General features: G+C 64.6%; 13 protein-coding genes and 1 riboswitch. Of the genes, 9 read left to right on the plus strand and 4 right to left on the minus strand.

Annotated features, from left to right (window positions below):
- Positions 1 to 7: 7 nt before the first annotated feature.
- Positions 8 to 2,062, minus strand: a complete 2,055-nt coding sequence (gene parE / locus FJ430_RS18230) for a DNA topoisomerase IV subunit B (protein ID WP_140647831.1) — start codon at positions 2,060 to 2,062, stop codon at positions 8 to 10.
- A gap of 254 nt (positions 2,063 to 2,316) precedes the next feature.
- On the opposite strand from parE, the gene cpaB reads away from it, so the two are divergent.
- The 9 genes from cpaB to FJ430_RS18275 all read left to right on the plus strand — a co-directional run bounded on the left by cpaB (position 2,317) and on the right by FJ430_RS18275 (position 11,673).
- Complete coding sequence (cpaB, locus tag FJ430_RS18235) at positions 2,317 to 3,237, plus strand: Flp pilus assembly protein CpaB (RefSeq protein ID WP_140652349.1); 921 nt, start codon at positions 2,317 to 2,319, stop codon at positions 3,235 to 3,237.
- Positions 3,238 to 3,266: 29 nt separating this feature from the next.
- On the plus strand, positions 3,267 to 4,706 hold the full coding sequence (locus FJ430_RS18240) for a type II and III secretion system protein family protein (protein ID WP_140647829.1): 1,440 nt from the start codon (positions 3,267 to 3,269) through the stop codon (positions 4,704 to 4,706).
- 4 nt (positions 4,707 to 4,710) lie between these two features.
- The gene (locus FJ430_RS18245) at positions 4,711 to 4,986 is read left to right on the plus strand and encodes a hypothetical protein (protein ID WP_140647828.1); all 276 of its coding nucleotides are present in this window, start codon (positions 4,711 to 4,713) and stop codon (positions 4,984 to 4,986) included.
- Between the two features lie 13 nt (positions 4,987 to 4,999).
- Positions 5,000 to 6,214: an AAA family ATPase gene (locus FJ430_RS18250; protein WP_140647827.1), complete on the plus strand. Its 1,215-nt coding sequence runs from the start codon at positions 5,000 to 5,002 to the stop codon at positions 6,212 to 6,214.
- Positions 6,211 to 7,632, plus strand: coding sequence for a CpaF family protein (locus tag FJ430_RS18255; protein WP_140707957.1), 1,422 nt, complete (start codon positions 6,211 to 6,213; stop codon positions 7,630 to 7,632). The genes FJ430_RS18250 and FJ430_RS18255 overlap by 4 nt, the downstream gene beginning before the upstream one ends.
- Positions 7,633 to 7,636: 4 nt before the next feature.
- A complete protein-coding gene (locus tag FJ430_RS18260) occupies positions 7,637 to 8,602 on the plus strand; it encodes a type II secretion system F family protein (protein ID WP_140647825.1) in 966 nt (321 codons plus the stop codon).
- Between the two features lies 1 nt (position 8,603).
- Positions 8,604 to 9,566, plus strand: a complete 963-nt coding sequence (locus FJ430_RS18265; RefSeq protein WP_140652345.1) for a type II secretion system F family protein — start codon at positions 8,604 to 8,606, stop codon at positions 9,564 to 9,566.
- Positions 9,567 to 9,850: 284 nt separating this feature from the next.
- Complete coding sequence (locus FJ430_RS18270) at positions 9,851 to 10,324, plus strand: hypothetical protein (protein ID WP_140542191.1); 474 nt, start codon at positions 9,851 to 9,853, stop codon at positions 10,322 to 10,324.
- A 179-nt stretch (positions 10,325 to 10,503) separates the two neighbouring features.
- Entirely contained in the window at positions 10,504 to 11,673 is a 1,170-nt protein-coding gene (locus FJ430_RS18275; protein WP_140707955.1) for a GGDEF domain-containing protein, read from the plus strand.
- Positions 11,674 to 11,688: 15 nt separating this feature from the next.
- On the opposite strand, the gene gcvP is transcribed toward FJ430_RS18275, so the two are convergent.
- Genes gcvP through gcvT form a run of 3 tightly spaced genes read right to left on the minus strand, consistent with a single transcriptional unit; the run spans position 11,689 to position 15,992 of the window.
- The gene (gcvP, locus tag FJ430_RS18280) at positions 11,689 to 14,499 is read right to left on the minus strand and encodes an aminomethyl-transferring glycine dehydrogenase (protein WP_140707953.1); all 2,811 of its coding nucleotides are present in this window, start codon (positions 14,497 to 14,499) and stop codon (positions 11,689 to 11,691) included.
- 17 nt (positions 14,500 to 14,516) lie between these two features.
- A complete protein-coding gene (gcvH, locus tag FJ430_RS18285) occupies positions 14,517 to 14,885 on the minus strand; it encodes a glycine cleavage system protein GcvH (RefSeq protein ID WP_140652339.1) in 369 nt (122 codons plus the stop codon).
- Positions 14,886 to 14,891: 6 nt separating this feature from the next.
- The gene (gene gcvT, locus FJ430_RS18290) at positions 14,892 to 15,992 is read right to left on the minus strand and encodes a glycine cleavage system aminomethyltransferase GcvT (protein ID WP_140707951.1); all 1,101 of its coding nucleotides are present in this window, start codon (positions 15,990 to 15,992) and stop codon (positions 14,892 to 14,894) included.
- A gap of 149 nt (positions 15,993 to 16,141) precedes the next feature.
- Positions 16,142 to 16,228: riboswitch (glycine riboswitch) on the minus strand.
- Positions 16,229 to 16,409: the final 181 nt, after the last annotated feature.

Below are 16,409 nucleotides of genomic sequence, written 5' to 3' on the forward strand. Positions count from 1 at the left end.
CAGGCGATCAGATATCCAGCACGTCCGCCTCTGCGAATTCGGCGCGCTCCTGGATGAAGCGGAAACGCGCCTCGGGCTTGGTGCCCATCAGCGCGTCGACGGCATCCTTGGTGGCCTGCTCGGCGTCGATCACGTCGACCCTTAGAAGCGTGCGCTTCCTCGGATCCATCGTGGTCTCCTTGAGCTGCGCCGCCATCATCTCGCCGAGGCCCTTGAAGCGGCCGATCTCGACCTTGCCGCGGCCGGTGAATTCGGTGCGCAGCAGTTCGTCCTTGTGCGCGTCGTCGCGAGCGTAGCCGACCTTGCCGCCCTGCCGGATCGAATAGAGCGGCGGCACGGCCATATAGAGATGGCCGCCGCGGATCAGGTTCGGCATCTCCTGATAGAAGAAGGTGATCAACAGCGAAGCGATGTGCGCGCCGTCGACGTCGGCGTCGGTCATGATGATCACGCGGTCGTAGCGCAGATCCTCGTCGCGGTATTTCGAGCGCGTGCCGCAGCCGAGCGCCTGGATCAGGTCGGAAATCTGCTGGTTGGCGGCGAGCTTGTCGTTGCCGGCGGAGGCGACGTTGAGGATCTTGCCGCGCAGCGGCAGCACCGCCTGGCTGGCGCGGTCGCGCGCCTGCTTGGCCGAGCCGCCGGCCGAGTCGCCCTCGACGATGAAGATCTCGGCGCCGGCGGCGGCGTTCTGCGTGCAGTCGGCGAGCTTGCCCGGAAGGCGCAGCTTGCGCACCGCGCTCTTGCGCGAGACTTCCTTTTCCTGGCGGCGCCGCACGCGTTCGTCGGCGCGCGCGATGACCCACTCCAGAAGCTTCGAGGCTTCCTGCGGATTGTCGGCCAGCCAGTGGTCGAACGGGTCGCGAAGGGCGTTCTCGACGATGCGCATCGCCTCGATCGTCGCCAGCCTGTCCTTGGTCTGGCCGACGAATTCAGGCTCGCGGATGAACACCGACAGCATGCCGGCGGCCGAGATCATCACGTCGTCGGTGGTGATGATCGAGGCGCGCTTGTTGCCGATGAGGTCGGCGTAAGCGCGCAGTCCGCGCGTCAGCACGTTGCGGAATCCGGCCTCATGCGTGCCGCCTTCGGGGGTCGGAATGGTGTTGCAATAGGAGTTGAGGAAACCGTCGCCGCCGAACCAGGTCACCGCCCATTCGAGCGAAGCATGGCCGCCCTGCTTGTCGCTCTTGCCGGCGAAGACCTCGCGCGTGACCTGGAATTCGTCGCCGAGCGTCGCCTTGAGATAGTCCTTCAGGCCGCCGGGGAAATGGAACTCGGCCTTGGCCGGCGTCTGGTCCTTTTCCTTGATCAGCGACGGATCGCAGGTCCAGCGGATCTCGACGCCGCCGAACAGATAGGCCTTCGAGCGCGTCATGCGGTAAAGCCGCGCCGGTTCGAAGGCGGCGCCCTTGCCGAAAATCTGCTCGTCGGGATGGAAGCGGGTCCTGGTGCCGCGGCGGTTGTGGACCTCGCCGAGATGCTCAAGACCGCTGACCGGGACGCCGCGCGAAAAACGCTGGCGGTAGAGCTGACGTCCCCGCGCGACCTCGACCTCGAGATGGTCGGACAACGCGTTGACGACCGAAACGCCGACGCCATGCAGGCCGCCGGAGGTCTCGTAGACCTTGGAGTCGAACTTGCCGCCCGAATGCAGCGTGGTCATGATGACTTCGAGCGCTGGCTTCTTGAATTTCGGATGCGGATCGACCGGGATGCCGCGGCCGTTGTCGGTGACGGTCAGGAAGCCGTCGGCGGAAAGCTCGACGTCGATGAAGGTGGCGTGACCGGCCACCGCTTCGTCCATCGAATTGTCGATGACCTCGGCGAACAGGTGATGCATCGCCTTGTCGTCGGTGCCGCCGATATACATGCCCGGACGGCGGCGCACCGGTTCCAGCCCTTCCAGCACCTCGATGTCGGCGGCGCTGTAGCCCTCGCTGCCGTCGCGGGCGGGGGCCGAACGCTTCGCGGCCTGCATGAGCGGATCGGCCGGGCGCGACGGCGCGCGCACCGGCTGTGCCGGCTTTTCCATCTTGCCGAAGAGGTCGTTGCTGTCGTCCATGCTGGGCCTAGCGTCCGGTAAAGCGAATCACGTCTCGATACTGCCACGCTTTTGGCGGGCGAACGAGTTCCTGTTCCGTTCAGGGATCAAACTGTCTCTTATTCTAAAACCATTCGATAACCAAGCCGGCCGAAATAGGGCGGTCGGCGTGCCCCGGTATTCCCGATTCTTTAACATTAACGCCTAGCGTGAGGCCCAACCAACAAAAGACCACGGGCGTCAGGGGTTTCGTTGTGAGGGGCAGGGCCATTACCATGATCGGCATCGCCGCCGTGTTCGGCGCGATCTCGATCTTTGCGGCGGATTTCTGGGTCAAGAGCCAGGCAAAGGCTCAGCCCGAGGTCAAGGTCGTCTCCGTCATGGCGCCGCAGCAGCCCAAAGTCGAGTTCAAGACCATCGTGGTGGCGCAAGCGCCACTGCGTTACGGCATGGAGCTCGGACGGCCGCAGCTCGCCGAGATTCCGTGGCCGCAGGATTCCCTGCCGCAAGGTGCTTTCCCGACGATCGACAAGCTGCTTGCGGACGGCAGCCGGGTCGTGCTGTCGCCGATCGAGGTCAACGAACCGGTGCTGCTCACCAAGCTGTCGGGGCCGAATGGCCGCGCCACCCTTTCCAACATGCTGTCGCCGGGAATGCGGGCCGTCACCATCCGCACCGATGAGATCGCCGGGGTCGGCGGCTTCATCACGCCGGGAGACCGCGTGGACGTCGTGCTGACGCGCGACGCTGGTGATATCCAGGAAGTGTCCAAGAATGCGCAGGGCGCCGCCGGATCGACCGTCACGTCCGAGATCGTCGTCTCCGATGCCAAGGTGCTTTCGGTTGGACAGGGCGCCGACGAGCGCAAGACCGAGCCGCAAATCGCCAATTCCGTGACCCTCGAAGTGACCAACGAAGGGGCGCAGAAAGTGGCGCTTGCCCGCACCGTCGGCACGCTGTCGTTGTCGCTGCGGTCGGCCGCCGACGCAACCGCCAGCAATGGCGGGCTTACGACCATCTCGTCCTTCGGCGGCTCGGTTGCCGCAAACGCGCAGGCGAGCGCCGCCTCGCTCGTCAATGCGATGACGAAGGACCAGGGCGAGCCGAAACTAAAGACGGTGATCGTGACGCGTGGCGACAAGGTCGAGGAATACAAGGTTCCTTCACGGGAACCGCCGCAGGAACTGCAGCAATAGCCGGTGGGGACCGGCGGGGACGGGGCAAGATGTTCGGGTTTGATGCATTTCGGACGACCGGGGGATGGCGTCTTCTCGGCGCGATAGCGCTGGCGGCGGCAATGCTTGGCGTCGCCGCGCCGGCAAGGGCTGGCAATGACGTCGTCTATGTATCGGCGAACAAGAACGCCTCGATCAAGGTGGCCAAGGGCAAGCCGAAGACGATCATGACAAGCGCCGCCTTCTACCAGATCGTCATCGGCGATCCGGAGATCGCCAACGTCAATCCGCTGACCGACAAGTCCTTCTACGTGCTCGGCAACAATCTGGGCACCACCGGTATCGCCCTGTTCGACCAGAACAAGCAGCTTGTCGGCACCATCGATATCGAGGTGACGCTGGATACAGACCAACTGGCCAGCACCATCCGCGCCAGCGTTCCCGACGCCAAGATCAAGGTCGGTTCGGCGAACGGCCGCGTCGTGCTGTCGGGCGAGGCCGACGATGCGGTCGCCGCCGACAAGGCCAGCAAGATCGCGTCGCGCTTTTCCGGCAACGAGGAAATCATCAACTCGGTCAACATCTCGTCCTCGCAGCAGGTGCAGCTCAACGTCCGCTTCGTCGAGATCAATCGCCAGGCCGGTCAGGATCTCGGCGCCAAATACGCCGCCAATTTCGCCTATGGCATCGGCAACCGCAAAGTCGTGCTGAGCCCGGATGGGGGAAACCTGACGGCTGCCGGAACAGGCGAGATCATCGGCAGCCTGCTGTCGAACGGCGTTTCGATCGACATCGCCATCAAGGCGCTGGAGGAACGCGGCCTGGCGCGGCGGCTGGCGGAGCCGAACCTGATTGCGCGTTCGGGCCAGACGGCGAGCTTCCTTGCCGGCGGCGAGTTCCCGATCCCGGTTTCCGAAGACAATGGCAAGATCAGCGTCACCTACAAGAAGTACGGCGTCGGCCTGGATTTCACGCCGACGGTGCTGAAGGACGGGCTGGTAAGCCTCGACATCGCGCCGGAAGTGTCCTCGATCGACCCGTCCGCTTCCATCCAGGTCAGCAGCGGCATTTCCATTCCGGCCTTCATCGTGCGCCGCGCCAGGACATCGGTCGACCTCAAGAACGGCCAGAGCTTCATGATCGCCGGCCTCCTGCAGTCGCAGAACGACATCACGACATCGCGGGTGCCGGGGATCGGCAGGCTGCCGGTGCTCGGTCCGCTGTTTTCGTCGAAATCCTATCAGCGGCGCGAGACCGACCTGGTCATCATCGTCACGCCTTACCTGGTCAAGCCGGTCGATCCCTCGAAGAAGATGGTCGAGCCGACCGACGGCACCCAGCCGGCAAGTCCCGCCGACTATTTCCTGAACAACACAGAGGAAGTGGACGCCTCGGCGTCGAAGCGTCCGGTGACGCTGGCGGACGGCAGCGCCGCCCGCCCGATAGCTGCCGCCACGTCCGGCCACTTCCTCGATCTGCCAAAGGACTAAGGCCATGCGCATCCCCGTTTGCATCGCTCTGCTCCTGGCCGGTTTCGCCGGCGGCTGCACCAGCGACGACTATGTCCGCACCGAAGGGGTGACGCTCGGAGTCGGCAACGCACAGGCGTCCAACACCGCCATGCAGATGGTCGATCCGTGGAAGTACGGCGTGCAGAACACCCGGCTTCTCGTGCCGGCCCAGCGTCCGGGTTCCGAGAGCACCGCCGTCGGTGCGAAGGCCGGCTCGGGGTCGGCGCCGACGACATCATCATCAACGACATCGGACTGATGGGCTGACGACGATGGCATCTGGTAGCAAGACCAAGAAGATCCTGCTCGTTTCGACGGACACGACGTTCTTGCAAGACACACGGACAGCTTTCGCGGCCTCCGAGGTCATCGAGCTTTTGACGCTGGAAAAGAGTGTCAACGAGCTGCGCGGCGAGATCCTCGAGACGGACTTCGGCACGGTCATCGTCGACATGGATGCAGCCAAGCTCGAGGAAATCGAGTCGCTGCAGCGCGTCATGCGACGGCTGGAAGGCAGCATTCCGGTGATCGTCGTGACCCAGGAATTCAACGCGGCGGCGGTGCGTATCCTGGTGCAGCTCAAGGTCGCCGATTTCCTGGTCAAGCCGATCACCACGGCCGACCTCGTGCGTTCCGTCATCCGTGCGCTGCAAGGGCCGGGGCGGGAAGAGAACACCGAATCGCACATCTACACGTTCATGCCGGCCGCCGGCGGCGTCGGCACCACCACGCTCGCCTTGCAGACGGCGTTCCAACTGCATCATTCGGTGACGCGCGGCGCCTCGACATGCGTCGTCGACCTCAATTTCCAGCAAGGCGCCTGCGCCGAATATCTCGATCTCGAACCGCGCTTCGACATTACGGAAATCGAGAACCAGCCGGAGCGCCTCGACCGGCAATTGCTTGACGTGATGCTGTCCAAGCATGCGAGCGGGCTGTGCGTGCTAGCCGCTCCCACGCGCCCGTCGGACATGCGCTCGTTCAAGACCGATGTCGTGGTGCGCATGCTCGACCTCGTGGCGGCCTATTTCGACAATGTCGTCATCGACATGCCGCGTACATGGTTTCCCTGGACCGAGACGGTGCTGCTCGGCTCGAACAAGCTCTATATCGTCGCCGAGATGACGGTGCCCTGCCTGCGCCATACGCAGCGTCTCATCCAGGCCGTCTATGAGACCGCCGGCAAGGAAGTGAAGCCCAACGTCATCGTCAACCGTTTCGAGCAGAAGATGTTCGATAGCGGCATCAAGCAGGCTGACGTCCAGGAGATTCTCGGCGAGCATTTCGTTGGCGGCATCTCCAACAATTACCGGCTGGTGCGCGAGGCGGTCGACCGCGGCGTGCCGCTGCACGCCATCGACCCCAACGCCAATGTCGTCAACGACCTGAAGAAGATCATCCTGCCGGAGGAGGCCGTCCAGATGATGGCCAAGTCGAAGTCGCTGTTCGGCCTGGGCAAGGGCTTGCTGAAGAGGAAGGCAGGATGAACAGCCGCTTTTCCAACCTGCAGAGCCGCGACGTTCGTCCGCAGCGGGCGCTCGAATCCGCGCCGGTGACGCACAATGCCGTGATCATCCCGACGACCCGCAAGCCGGCGCCGCCGAAGCCTGAAGCAGCGCCTGCAAAGAGCGCCAACAAGGTGCTCGATGCGCGTGTGCGTATCCATCGCATGCTGCTCGAGGAGATCAACCTCGTGGCGCTAGAGCGGCTGCCCCGGGATGAAATGCGCCGGCAGGTGCATGAATTCGTCTCGGAAAAGACGCGCAATGAGCGGATGGCGATCAACAACGCCGAACTCGACGCCCTGGTCGACGACATCGTCGACGAGATGGTGGGCCTCGGCCCGCTGGAGCCGCTGCTCAAGGACCCCGAGATCAACGATATCCTGATCAACGGCCACCAGAACTGCTTCGTCGAAAAGCGCGGCAAGCTGCAGCAGGTCAACATCCCGTTCAAGGATGAGGCACATCTACTTCGAATCATTAATAAAATCGTCGCGGCGGTCGGCCGCCGCGTCGATGAATCGCAGCCGATGGTCGACGCCCGCATGCTCGACGGCTCGCGCTTCAACGCGGCGATCCGCCCGGTCGGCGTCGACGGGCCGCTGGTGTCGATCCGCAAATTCTCCAAGAACAAGCTCGGCCTGCACAAACTGGTCGAATTCGGCGCCATCACCCAGAACATGGCCGAGGTGCTGGCGGCGGCGGTGCATGCCCGCAAGACCACGATCATCTCCGGCGGCACCGGCACGGGCAAGACGACGATGCTCAATGCCTTGTCGGCCTTCATTCCGGAAGACGAGCGCTTGATCACCATCGAGGACGCGGCCGAGCTGCAATTGCAGCAGCCGCATGTCGCGCGCATGGAAACGCGCCCGGCCAATATCGAGGGCCACGGCGAATTGAAGCAGCGCGACCTGGTCAAGAACGCGCTGCGCATGCGCCCCGATCGCGTCATCCTCGGCGAGTGCCGCGGCGAGGAGGCCTTCGACATGCTGCAGGCGATGAACACCGGTCATGAAGGCTCGATGGCCACCATCCATGCCAACACGCCGCGCGATGCCATCTCGCGTCTGGAACAGATGCTCGGCATGACCGGCATGCCGATGACCGTGCAGTCGATCCGCAGCCAGATCTCCAGCGCCATCGACATCATTGTCCAGCTGACGCGCCTGTCCGACGGCAAGCGCAAGGTGACCAGCGTCGCCGAAGTGACCGGCATGGAAGGCGACGTCATCCAGATGCAGGAGATCTTCCGCTTCGTGCGCACCGGCATGGAGGCGGACGGAAAGATCCTCGGCCACTTCGAAGCGACCGGTATCCGGCCACGCTTCCTCGAGGACCTGCGCAACATGGGTATCGAATTCCCGGGCAAGTATTTCGAACCCGGCCGGCCGCAGGACTAGGCCGGTGTTCGAGGGATTCAGCCCGGTCTACGTCGTCTACGCCGCGGCGGCGCTCACCGGCATCATGATCGCCGAGGGCCTTTATTTGCTCTATGCCGGGCGCAGCGACAAGCGCACGGCCATCAACCGCCGCATGAAGCTCGCGGAGAATAAGATCAGCCAGGAGCAGGTGCTGATCCAGCTGCGCAAGGAACGCGGGATCGACGGCGGCGGCTCCATCTTTTCCCTCGACCGCTTCCGCGCCCTGCGCACGCAGTCCGGCATGACCACGCCGCTGCCGAAGTTCCTGACGATCACCTCGGGCGTGGCCGCGGCGCTGGCGCTTGTCGGCATCTGGAAGGGCCTGCCGCTCCTGTTCGGCCTCATCCTGTTTGTCTTGCTGTTGCCGGTGCTGCCGGTAATGGCCATGCGCTTCCTGCGCAAGCGCCGGCACAAGCGGTTCGGCATGCAACTGCCCGAGGCGCTGGAGCTGATCACGCGCGGCCTGAAGGCCGGCCATCCGGTGCCGGTGGCGATTGCCATGGTGTCGCGCGAAATGGCCGATCCGATCGGCACCGAGTTCGGCGTCGTCGCCGACGAGGTGACCTATGGCTCCGACCTGGTCTCGGCGCTGAACAACCTTTTCGACCGGGTGGGGCATGAGGACCTGCCGCTGTTCGTCACGGCGGTGTCGATCCAGAGCAGTTCGGGCGGCAATCTGCGCGAGATCCTCGACGGCCTGTCGGCGACGATCCGCGACCGCGGCAAGCTGCGCCGCAAGGTGCGCGCCATTTCGACGGAAGGGCGCATGTCGGCTTACATCCTGACCGCGGTCCCCGTGCTTCTGTTCACCGCCATCATGGTGCTGATGCCGCAATTCTACCAGGATGTCTGGGACGTGCCGAAGACCTGGTACATGCTGAGCGGCTCCGTGATCTGGCTGCTGCTCGGCAACGCCATCATGTTCAAGATGTCGAATTTCAGGTTCTGAAATGGAAGACGTCATCCGCTTCCTCGCTTCGCTCGCGCCGACCTCGCCGATGCCGGTCGCCGTGCTGCTCCTTGTGCTGGGCGGCGGCGCCGTCGCCTGGCCGCTGGTGCTCGCCAAGGGCGATCGCGGCGACGTCAAGCGCCGGCTGAAGGTGGAGATTTTGCAGCCGGCCGAGCAGGCGGAGCCGGCGCCCAAGAAGAGCACCAACGCCGTGCGCGAGAAGGCGGTGAAACGGGCGCAGGAGTTCTATGCCAAGAGCGATCCGGAAAATGTCGCGCGGCTGCGCCTGAAGCTCATCCAGGCCGGCTACATGGAGCCGCGCGCCGTCGGCATGTTCTTCCTGATCCGTTTCGCCGCGCTGGTCGGCGCGGCGTTCGGCGCATTCCTGGTCAACCACTGGGCGGCCAGCGCCGAGTCGACCATGACCAGCCGCTGGACCTTCATTATCCTGTCGGCTGCAGGCGGCTATTTCCTGCCTGGCCTGGTGCTGACGCAGAAGGTTCGGGAAAAGATGCGCGAATACCGCAACGGCTTTCCCGATTTCATGGATTTGATGATCGTCTGCTCCGATGCCGGCATGAGCATGGAAGCCGGCATCGAGCGGGTCTCCAGGGAGCTTGCCAGGACCTATCCGTCGCTCAGCCAGAACCTGATCCTGGTGTCGCTGGAGTTGCGGGCCGGGCGCAGCCTCGACGACGCGCTGAAGGCGCTTGCCGACCGCCTCAGCCTCGACGAGGTTCGCTCCTTCGCGACGCTGCTGCAGCAATCCAAGGAACTTGGCACCAGCCTGTCGGGCTCGCTGCGCGTCTTTTCCGACGAAATGCGGCACAAGCGCATGTCGCTGGCCGAGGAGAAGGCGCATGCCCTGCCGGCCAAGATGTCAGTCCCGGTGACGGTCTGCATCCTGCCGGTGGTGCTGATGATCGCCATCATACCGATCATCGTGAAGCTGACCGCGCACTAAAGATTCAGGCGAGGCCGGTCTGCAAATGGCGGCCTCCTGCGCTTCCGGCCTCGCCGGCCGAAGCGCTCGTGAGTGTCTCCGCTCTATGAAGTACGGCCGGCGTAGGCCGGTTCTCGGAACCCGTCGCTTTCGGCTCGGCCTGACCTGAATCCGGGCAACCGTGGTTAACGCATCCTCTGCGGGCAACCAAAATTTAGCTGCATTTCGGCACCGAAGCTTAATCGCTCTTCTGTATGGTTTTTCCTGAAGAACGACCCGGACAAATCGGGCGATGGGGCAGGGGCATGCGTCAGAGACTTCCCAGGGCAGCGGCAGCGTTGGCGGCCGTGTTGATGATTACCGGCTGCACGACGAACAACAACGTCGACACGACCAAGACCACGGCGATCCAGCCGGTGGCCAAGGATGTCAGCGCCAACGACCTCGTTGAAGGCAAGGCGCAGTTCCGCGAGGCGAATTTCGGCCTTGCCGAACAGCATTTCCGCAAGGCGGTAGAACTCAAATCCGACAATGCCGAGGCCTGGATGGGGCTTGCCGCATCTTATGACGAGCTTGGCCGCTTCGACTTCGCCGATCGCGCCTATATGCAGCTGTTGAAGGTCGCCGGGCGCAAGCCGCAGATCGTCAACAATATGGGTTATTCGCAGCTTCTGCGCGGCAACAAGAAGAAGGCGCGCGCGCTGCTGCTCGAAGCCAAGGCCGGCATGGCCGACCAGACGGTGGTCAACGCCAATCTGGCGCTGCTCGACAAGGGCTGATCCGTCTGCGGGTTCTCGTTTCCCGTGTATCCTCACGGGATTTCGCCTCACATATCGACGCTTTGTAAACCCTGTGTCGAGGTAGCGTTGGGCATCGTCCGAAAACGGTTTGCGCCAGCCGCAGTCAGCCTACATTGGAGGACGGGCACCGGTTAGACGCTAGAGGCAGTTCTTCACGGATGTTGGATTTCAGTTCGCTCCTGCTCGCGGCGGCGCTGTCGGGCACATGCCTCAGCATCACCATGTTTGCAATCTGGCTCACCACGCCGCGGGCGCGCTTCGTGCTCACGGTTGCCTGCGGCACCCTGGTGCTCGTCGCCCATGTCGTCGCGTTCTGGCGCTATGCCAAGGATGCCGGTCCCTGGCTGTGCCAGGTCGTGCTGGCGCTGTTGACCCTGGGTTTCCTGATCATCTGCCTGTCGGCCATGCAGTATCTCGGCTTTCGCGACTACCGCCGCGCCATCGTGCCGGCGCTGGCCGCGATGGCGGCCTGCGCTCTGGTCACCTATCTCGGCTTCGACGGCATCGGCTTCCAGATCACCTATGCGGCCGTGACGGCGCTGCTCGCGGCGATCGGGGCGATGTTCTGGATGAAGGGGGATCACGACCGGCGGATCCTTCTGGTCGTCTCCTTCCTCAGCGGAGCCTGCGGTCTGTCCTTCGCGCTGTGCGGCGCGGTGTTGCTCGTCCAGGGGCAATGGGTCCTCGGCGCCGCACCCGACAATTGGGCGGAACGGCTGAACTCCGTCGTCGCGGTCGCCTGCATGACCGGCCTCGGCGCGCTGACGCTTTCGCTGCACCACCTGCAGGCGCAGATCGAGCTCAAGGCCGAGACGATGACCGATCCGCTGACCGGCCTGATGAACCGCAGGGCGCTCACCGAGCTTTACGGCGATCGCAGCTTCGGTCCGTTCATGGCGATCGCGATGTTCGATCTCGACCATTTCAAGATGACCAACGACGTCTTCGGCCACCCCGTCGGCGATCAGGTGCTTTGCCGCTTCGCGGCGGTGATCAAGAAATACGGCAGGGCAGGTGTCGACGCATTCCGGCTGGGCGGCGAGGAATTCGCGCTCGTCATGACGCGCGTGACGCCGGAAAAGGCGCATGACATGGCAAGCCGGATCGGCGTCGCTTTCGGCACCGAGATCGTTGCGACCCATCGCGGCCCGCTGCGCAGCAGCGTCAGCGGCGGCGTGGGATTCGGCTCGACCGCCGGCCGCCCCCTCGACGAGGTGCTGGCGCAAGCGGACGCCGCGCTTTATGCGGCCAAGCGTGCAGGACGCAATCGCGTCATCGCTCAGACCGAATTGGGCCAGCCCGATGTGCCGGCCCTGAAAACCGCCTGAGCAAAATCTGGGCTGCTACTCCGCGGCGCCGAGATATTCTGACAGCGGCGGGCACGAGCAGACCAGGTTGCGGTCGCCAGCGACATTGTCGATGCGCGAGACCGGCGGCCAGTATTTCGCCGCCAGATCCGCGTCGCCCGCCGGATAGGCCGCCTCCAGCCGCGAGTAGGGATGCTTCCACTCACCGGCAAGCGCCTCCGCCGCGGTGTGCGGGGCGTTGACCAGCGGGTTGTCGCTGGACGGCCACTCGCCCTTCGCCACTTTCGCCGCCTCGCTGGCGATGGCGATCATCGCCTCGCAAAAACGGTCGAGCTCGCGCTTGGGCTCGGACTCGGTCGGCTCGACCATCAGCGTGCCGGCAACCGGGAACGACATGGTCGGCGCATGGAAGCCGTAGTCGATCAGGCGCTTGGCGATGTCGTCGACGCTGATGCCGGCGCTTTCCTTGAGCACGCGCGTGTCGAGGATGCATTCATGCGCGATGCGATCGCTCCTGCCCTTGTAGAGCAGCGGGTAGTGCGGCGCGAGCCGCGTCGCCACGTAGTTGGCGGAAACGATCGCCGTCTCGGTCGCCTGCTTCAGGCCGGAGCCGCCCATCATGCGGATGTACATCCACGTGATCGGCAGGATCGACGCACTGCCGAAGGGCGCGGCGGCAACGGCCTGCGCCGAGCCTTCGGTGACATGGCCCGGCAAATAGGGTTTCAGATGCGCCCTGACGCCGATCGGGCCGACGCCCGGGCCGCCGCCGCCATGCGGGATGCAGAAGGTCTTGTGCAGGTTCATATGGCAGACGTCGGCGCCGATGTCGCCGGGGCGGGCGAGGCCGACCAGGGCGTTGAGGTTGGCGCCGTCGAAATAGACCTGGCCGCCATGCTCGTGGATCAGCGCGCAGAGATGGCGCGCCCCTTCCTCGTAGACGCCATGCGTCGAAGGGTAGGTGAACATCAGCGCCGCGAGGTTCTTGGAGTGCTCGTTGGCTTTGGCGCGCAGATCGTCCATGTCGATGTTGCCGTCGTCCAGGCAACGCACGACGACGACACTCATGCCAGCCATCGCGGCGCTCGCCGGATTGGTGCCGTGCGCGGAGGACGGGATCAGGCAAACGGTGCGGTGGCCTTCGCCGCGCGCGCGGTGATAGGCGCGGATGGCGAGCAGGCCGGCATATTCGCCCTGGCTGCCGGCATTGGGCTGCAGGCTGACGGCGTCGAAACCGGTGATTTCCGACAGCCAGGCCTCCAGATCGCCGACCATCTTGCGATAGCCCTCGCAATGGCCGGCCGGCGCGAAGGGATGCAGATTGGCGACGCTCGGCCAGCTCACAGGCATCATCTCGGCGGCGGCGTTGAGCTTCATGGTGCAGGATCCGAGCGGGATCATGGTGCGATCGAGCGCGAGGTCCTTGTCGGCCAGCCTGCGCAGGAAGCGCATCATCTCGGTTTCGGAATGGTTGTCGTGGAAGACCGGCTGGGTGAGGAATTCCTTGCCGCGCGGCTTGCCCGGCATGGAGCCGCCTTCCGCCGCGCCGGGCTTGGCCTCGAACAGGGCGGCGATCGCCTCGAGGTCGGCTTCCGTGGAAGTCTCGTCGAAGGCGACACTGACGCAGTCGGCATCGATGACGCGCAACAGCCGGCCGGTCTTCTGAGCGGCAGCTTCTATTGCCGCGGCCTTGCCCTTCACTTCCGCGGTCACTGTGTCGAAGCGGCTTGCGCCAAGCACAGCAACGCCTGCAGCCTTGAGACCCGAGGCGAGGCGATCGGCCAACCCGTGGATCTGACCGGCAATCGCCTGCAGGCCGGCAGGACCGTGCCAGATCGCATAGGCCGTCGCCATATTGGCCAACAGCGCCTGCGCGGTGCAGATGTTGGAGGTCGCCTTGTCGCGGCGGATGTGCTGCTCGCGCGTCTGCAGCGCCAACCGGTAGCCCGGGCGGCCCATGGTGTCCGTCGACTGGCCGACCAGGCGGCCGGGCATCAGGCGGGTCAGCTTGTCGGAAACGGCGCAATAGGCGGCGTGCGGGCCGCCAAAGCCCATCGGCACGCCGAAACGCTGCATCGGACCGACGGCGATGTCGGCGCCAAGCTTCGCCGGCGCGTCGGTGAGGGTCAGCGCCAGCGGATCGGCGATGAAGACGACGAGCGCGCCGGCGGCACGGGCCTTCTCGATCGCCGCCTTGTGGTCGCCGTAGACGCCGAATGTGTCCGGCCAGGATACGAGCAGGGCGGCGGTGTTGTCGTCGATCGTCTCGCCGTCGACCTCGATGCCGAGCGGTTCGGCGCGGGTGCGCACGACGTCCAGCGTTTGCGGATGCGGCGTGCCGGCAAGCGCCACCTTGGTGCGCTTGTCGCGGTGGTGGCGCAGCGCGATGCCGACGGCTTCGGCGACGGCGGTGGCTTCGTCGAGCAGCGAGGCGGACGCCACCGGCAGGCCGGTCAGTTCCGTCACCAATGTCTGGAAGTTGAACAGCATCTCCAGCCGGCCCTGGCTGATCTCGGCCTGGTAGGGGGTGTAGGCCGTGTACCAGGCCGGGTTCTCGAACAGGTTGCGCTGGATGACCGGCGGCACGAAGACGCCATGATAGCCGGCGCCGATGAAGCTTTTCAGCACCCAGTTCTTCGCCATGATCGCAGACAGTTCGGCCAGCGCTTCCGCTTCGTTGGCCGGAGCCGGCAGGTTGAGCGGCTGGTCGAGGCGGATCGATCTCGGCACGGCCTGGCTGATCAGCGTTTCGACGGACGGAACGCCGAGCACGGCAAGCATGGCTCTGACATCGTTGATGCCCGGGCCGATATGTCGGGCCGAGAAGGGAGTAAGCGCTGCGGTCATGTCTTTATGTCCTGATATCAGCCGATATGGGCTTTGTAGCCGGCCTCGTCCATGAGGCTGTCGAGCTGGCTTTCGTTGGCGAGCTTCATCTTCCAGAGCCAGCCGTCGCCGGTCGCGGCCGAGTTGACCAGAGAGGGATCGGCCGACAGCGAGGCGTTGGCCTCGGTGATCTCGCCGTCGACCGGTGCGTAGACGTCCGACGCCGCCTTGACGGATTCGACGACCACGGCGGTGTCGCCCTTGGCAAGCTTGCGGCCGATTTCCGGCAGCTCGACGAAAACGAGATCGCCGAGCTGTTCCTGCGCATAGTCGGTGATGCCGACGGTGGCGACGCCGCCCTCTACGCGCAGCCATTCATGGTCTTCGGTGAAATAGATCTTTGCCATTGGGTCTTATCCTTTGCGGTAGCGATGTGGGGTGAAGGGCAGGGACGCGACGTCGACCGGGATTTTCGTCCCGCGGACGTCGGCGAAGAGTTTCGTGCCGGGCTTGGCCAGCGAGGTGTTGACGTAGCCCATGGCGACGGGGTGCCCGGTCGAGGGGCCGAAGCCGCCCGAGGTGACGTGGCCGGCCGGATTGCCGTCGGCATCGATGAGCGCCGCGCCGGCGCGCACCGGCTGACGCCCTTCGGGCTTCAAGCCGACGCGCTTCTGCGACGGCCCACGCTCGATGACAGAGCGCAGCGCGTCGGCGCCAATGAAATGACCCGAGGCCCGAACCTCCTTGGGAATCGCCCACATCAGTCCGGCGCTTGCCGGGTCGATTTCCGGCGTCAGGTCCTGGCCGTGCAGGCAAAGCCCGGCCTCGAGCCGCAGGCTGTCGCGAGCGGCAAGGCCGATCCACTGCACGCGCTCGTCTTCCAGGAGTCTGGCGACAAGATCGCGGGCATCCCTCTCCGGCAGGCCGATCTCGAAACCGTCCTCACCGGTGTAGCCGGAACGGCTCATGAACCAGTTTTGCCTTGGCTCGACCCCGTGCATGAAGAGCAGCGAGCCGGTTTCGGTGCCGGCCCGCGCAAGGGCTGCCCAGGCGTCCGGTCCCTGGATCGCCAGGAAGACGCGGTCAAGCGGCTCGACCTTGGCGTCGAAATCGGCGGAGAGGTCGCGCAGATGCTTCTCGTCCTCGACGGCGTTGCCGGCGTTGGCCACCACCATGAACCGGTCATCGCCCAGGCGCGTCACGATTAGGTCGTCGATGATGCCTGCCGCCTCGTTGGGGAAGAAAGTGTATTTGGACTGCGAGATGTCCAGCGCGCCGGCATCGAGCGGGCAGGCGCGGTTCAACAATGCGATGGCTCCCGGACCGGCGACCTCGAACAGCTTCATATGCGAGATGTCGAACAGGCCGGCATGCTCGCGCGAGTGAAGGTGCTCCTTCATCACGCCGGGCGGGTAGGTGAGCGGCATCGACCAGCCGGCGAAGGCGCCGAAACGCGCGCCCGCGGCCTGATGCAAATCCTCAAGGGGTAGATGTCTGGTGTCGTCGCCTGTCATGTCTTCTCCAGAGTCGCACGCAATCGACCGCCGGCGGCGGCCTAATTCGTGCCCCTCTGTCTGAAGCCTGAGAGACTCGCGCCCCGTAACTCTGTCGGCAGCGCTTACACCTTCGGCGCGGGACGAATCCCGACTTTCCAGAGTTGTCTTTCCCGTCTACGGTTCTTTTGCCTGAGAGATTTCGGGCGATTTCCCCTTCGGCGACAGCTTGCGCTGCTCTCTCCCGCAAACAGGTAGGACTCAGTCACCTGAGCCCCCGACGCGCCATCCATAGCCCGTCGGCGACACCTTGTCACCTCCCAGCGACATTTAAAGCGTGCCCTGCGTTTCGGCGATATGCATTGGCCGACAAGGCTTCGCTAACCACGCCGTTTGCCGGTTTCTCAAGACAATGCTGATAAAGCTCGGTGGGGTAAT

Source organism: Mesorhizobium sp. B2-8-5, from assembly GCF_006440675.2.
Taxonomy (GTDB): Bacteria; Pseudomonadota; Alphaproteobacteria; order Rhizobiales; family Rhizobiaceae; genus Mesorhizobium.

Coding starts and splice junctions, on each gene's coding strand:
- parE (WP_140647831.1), bottom strand. CDS start 2,062: ATGGACGACAGCAACGACCTCTTCGGCAAGATGGAAAAGCCGGCACAG.
- cpaB (WP_140652349.1), top strand. CDS start 2,317: ATGATCGGCATCGCCGCCGTGTTCGGCGCGATCTCGATCTTTGCGGCG.
- FJ430_RS18240 (WP_140647829.1), top strand. CDS start 3,267: ATGTTCGGGTTTGATGCATTTCGGACGACCGGGGGATGGCGTCTTCTC.
- FJ430_RS18245 (WP_140647828.1), top strand. CDS start 4,711: ATGCGCATCCCCGTTTGCATCGCTCTGCTCCTGGCCGGTTTCGCCGGC.
- FJ430_RS18250 (WP_140647827.1), top strand. CDS start 5,000: ATGGCATCTGGTAGCAAGACCAAGAAGATCCTGCTCGTTTCGACGGAC.
- FJ430_RS18255 (WP_140707957.1), top strand. CDS start 6,211: ATGAACAGCCGCTTTTCCAACCTGCAGAGCCGCGACGTTCGTCCGCAG.
- FJ430_RS18265 (WP_140652345.1), top strand. CDS start 8,604: ATGGAAGACGTCATCCGCTTCCTCGCTTCGCTCGCGCCGACCTCGCCG.
- FJ430_RS18270 (WP_140542191.1), top strand. CDS start 9,851: ATGCGTCAGAGACTTCCCAGGGCAGCGGCAGCGTTGGCGGCCGTGTTG.
- FJ430_RS18275 (WP_140707955.1), top strand. CDS start 10,504: ATGTTGGATTTCAGTTCGCTCCTGCTCGCGGCGGCGCTGTCGGGCACA.
- gcvP (WP_140707953.1), bottom strand. CDS start 14,499: ATGACCGCAGCGCTTACTCCCTTCTCGGCCCGACATATCGGCCCGGGC.
- gcvH (WP_140652339.1), bottom strand. CDS start 14,885: ATGGCAAAGATCTATTTCACCGAAGACCATGAATGGCTGCGCGTAGAG.
- gcvT (WP_140707951.1), bottom strand. CDS start 15,992: ATGACAGGCGACGACACCAGACATCTACCCCTTGAGGATTTGCATCAG.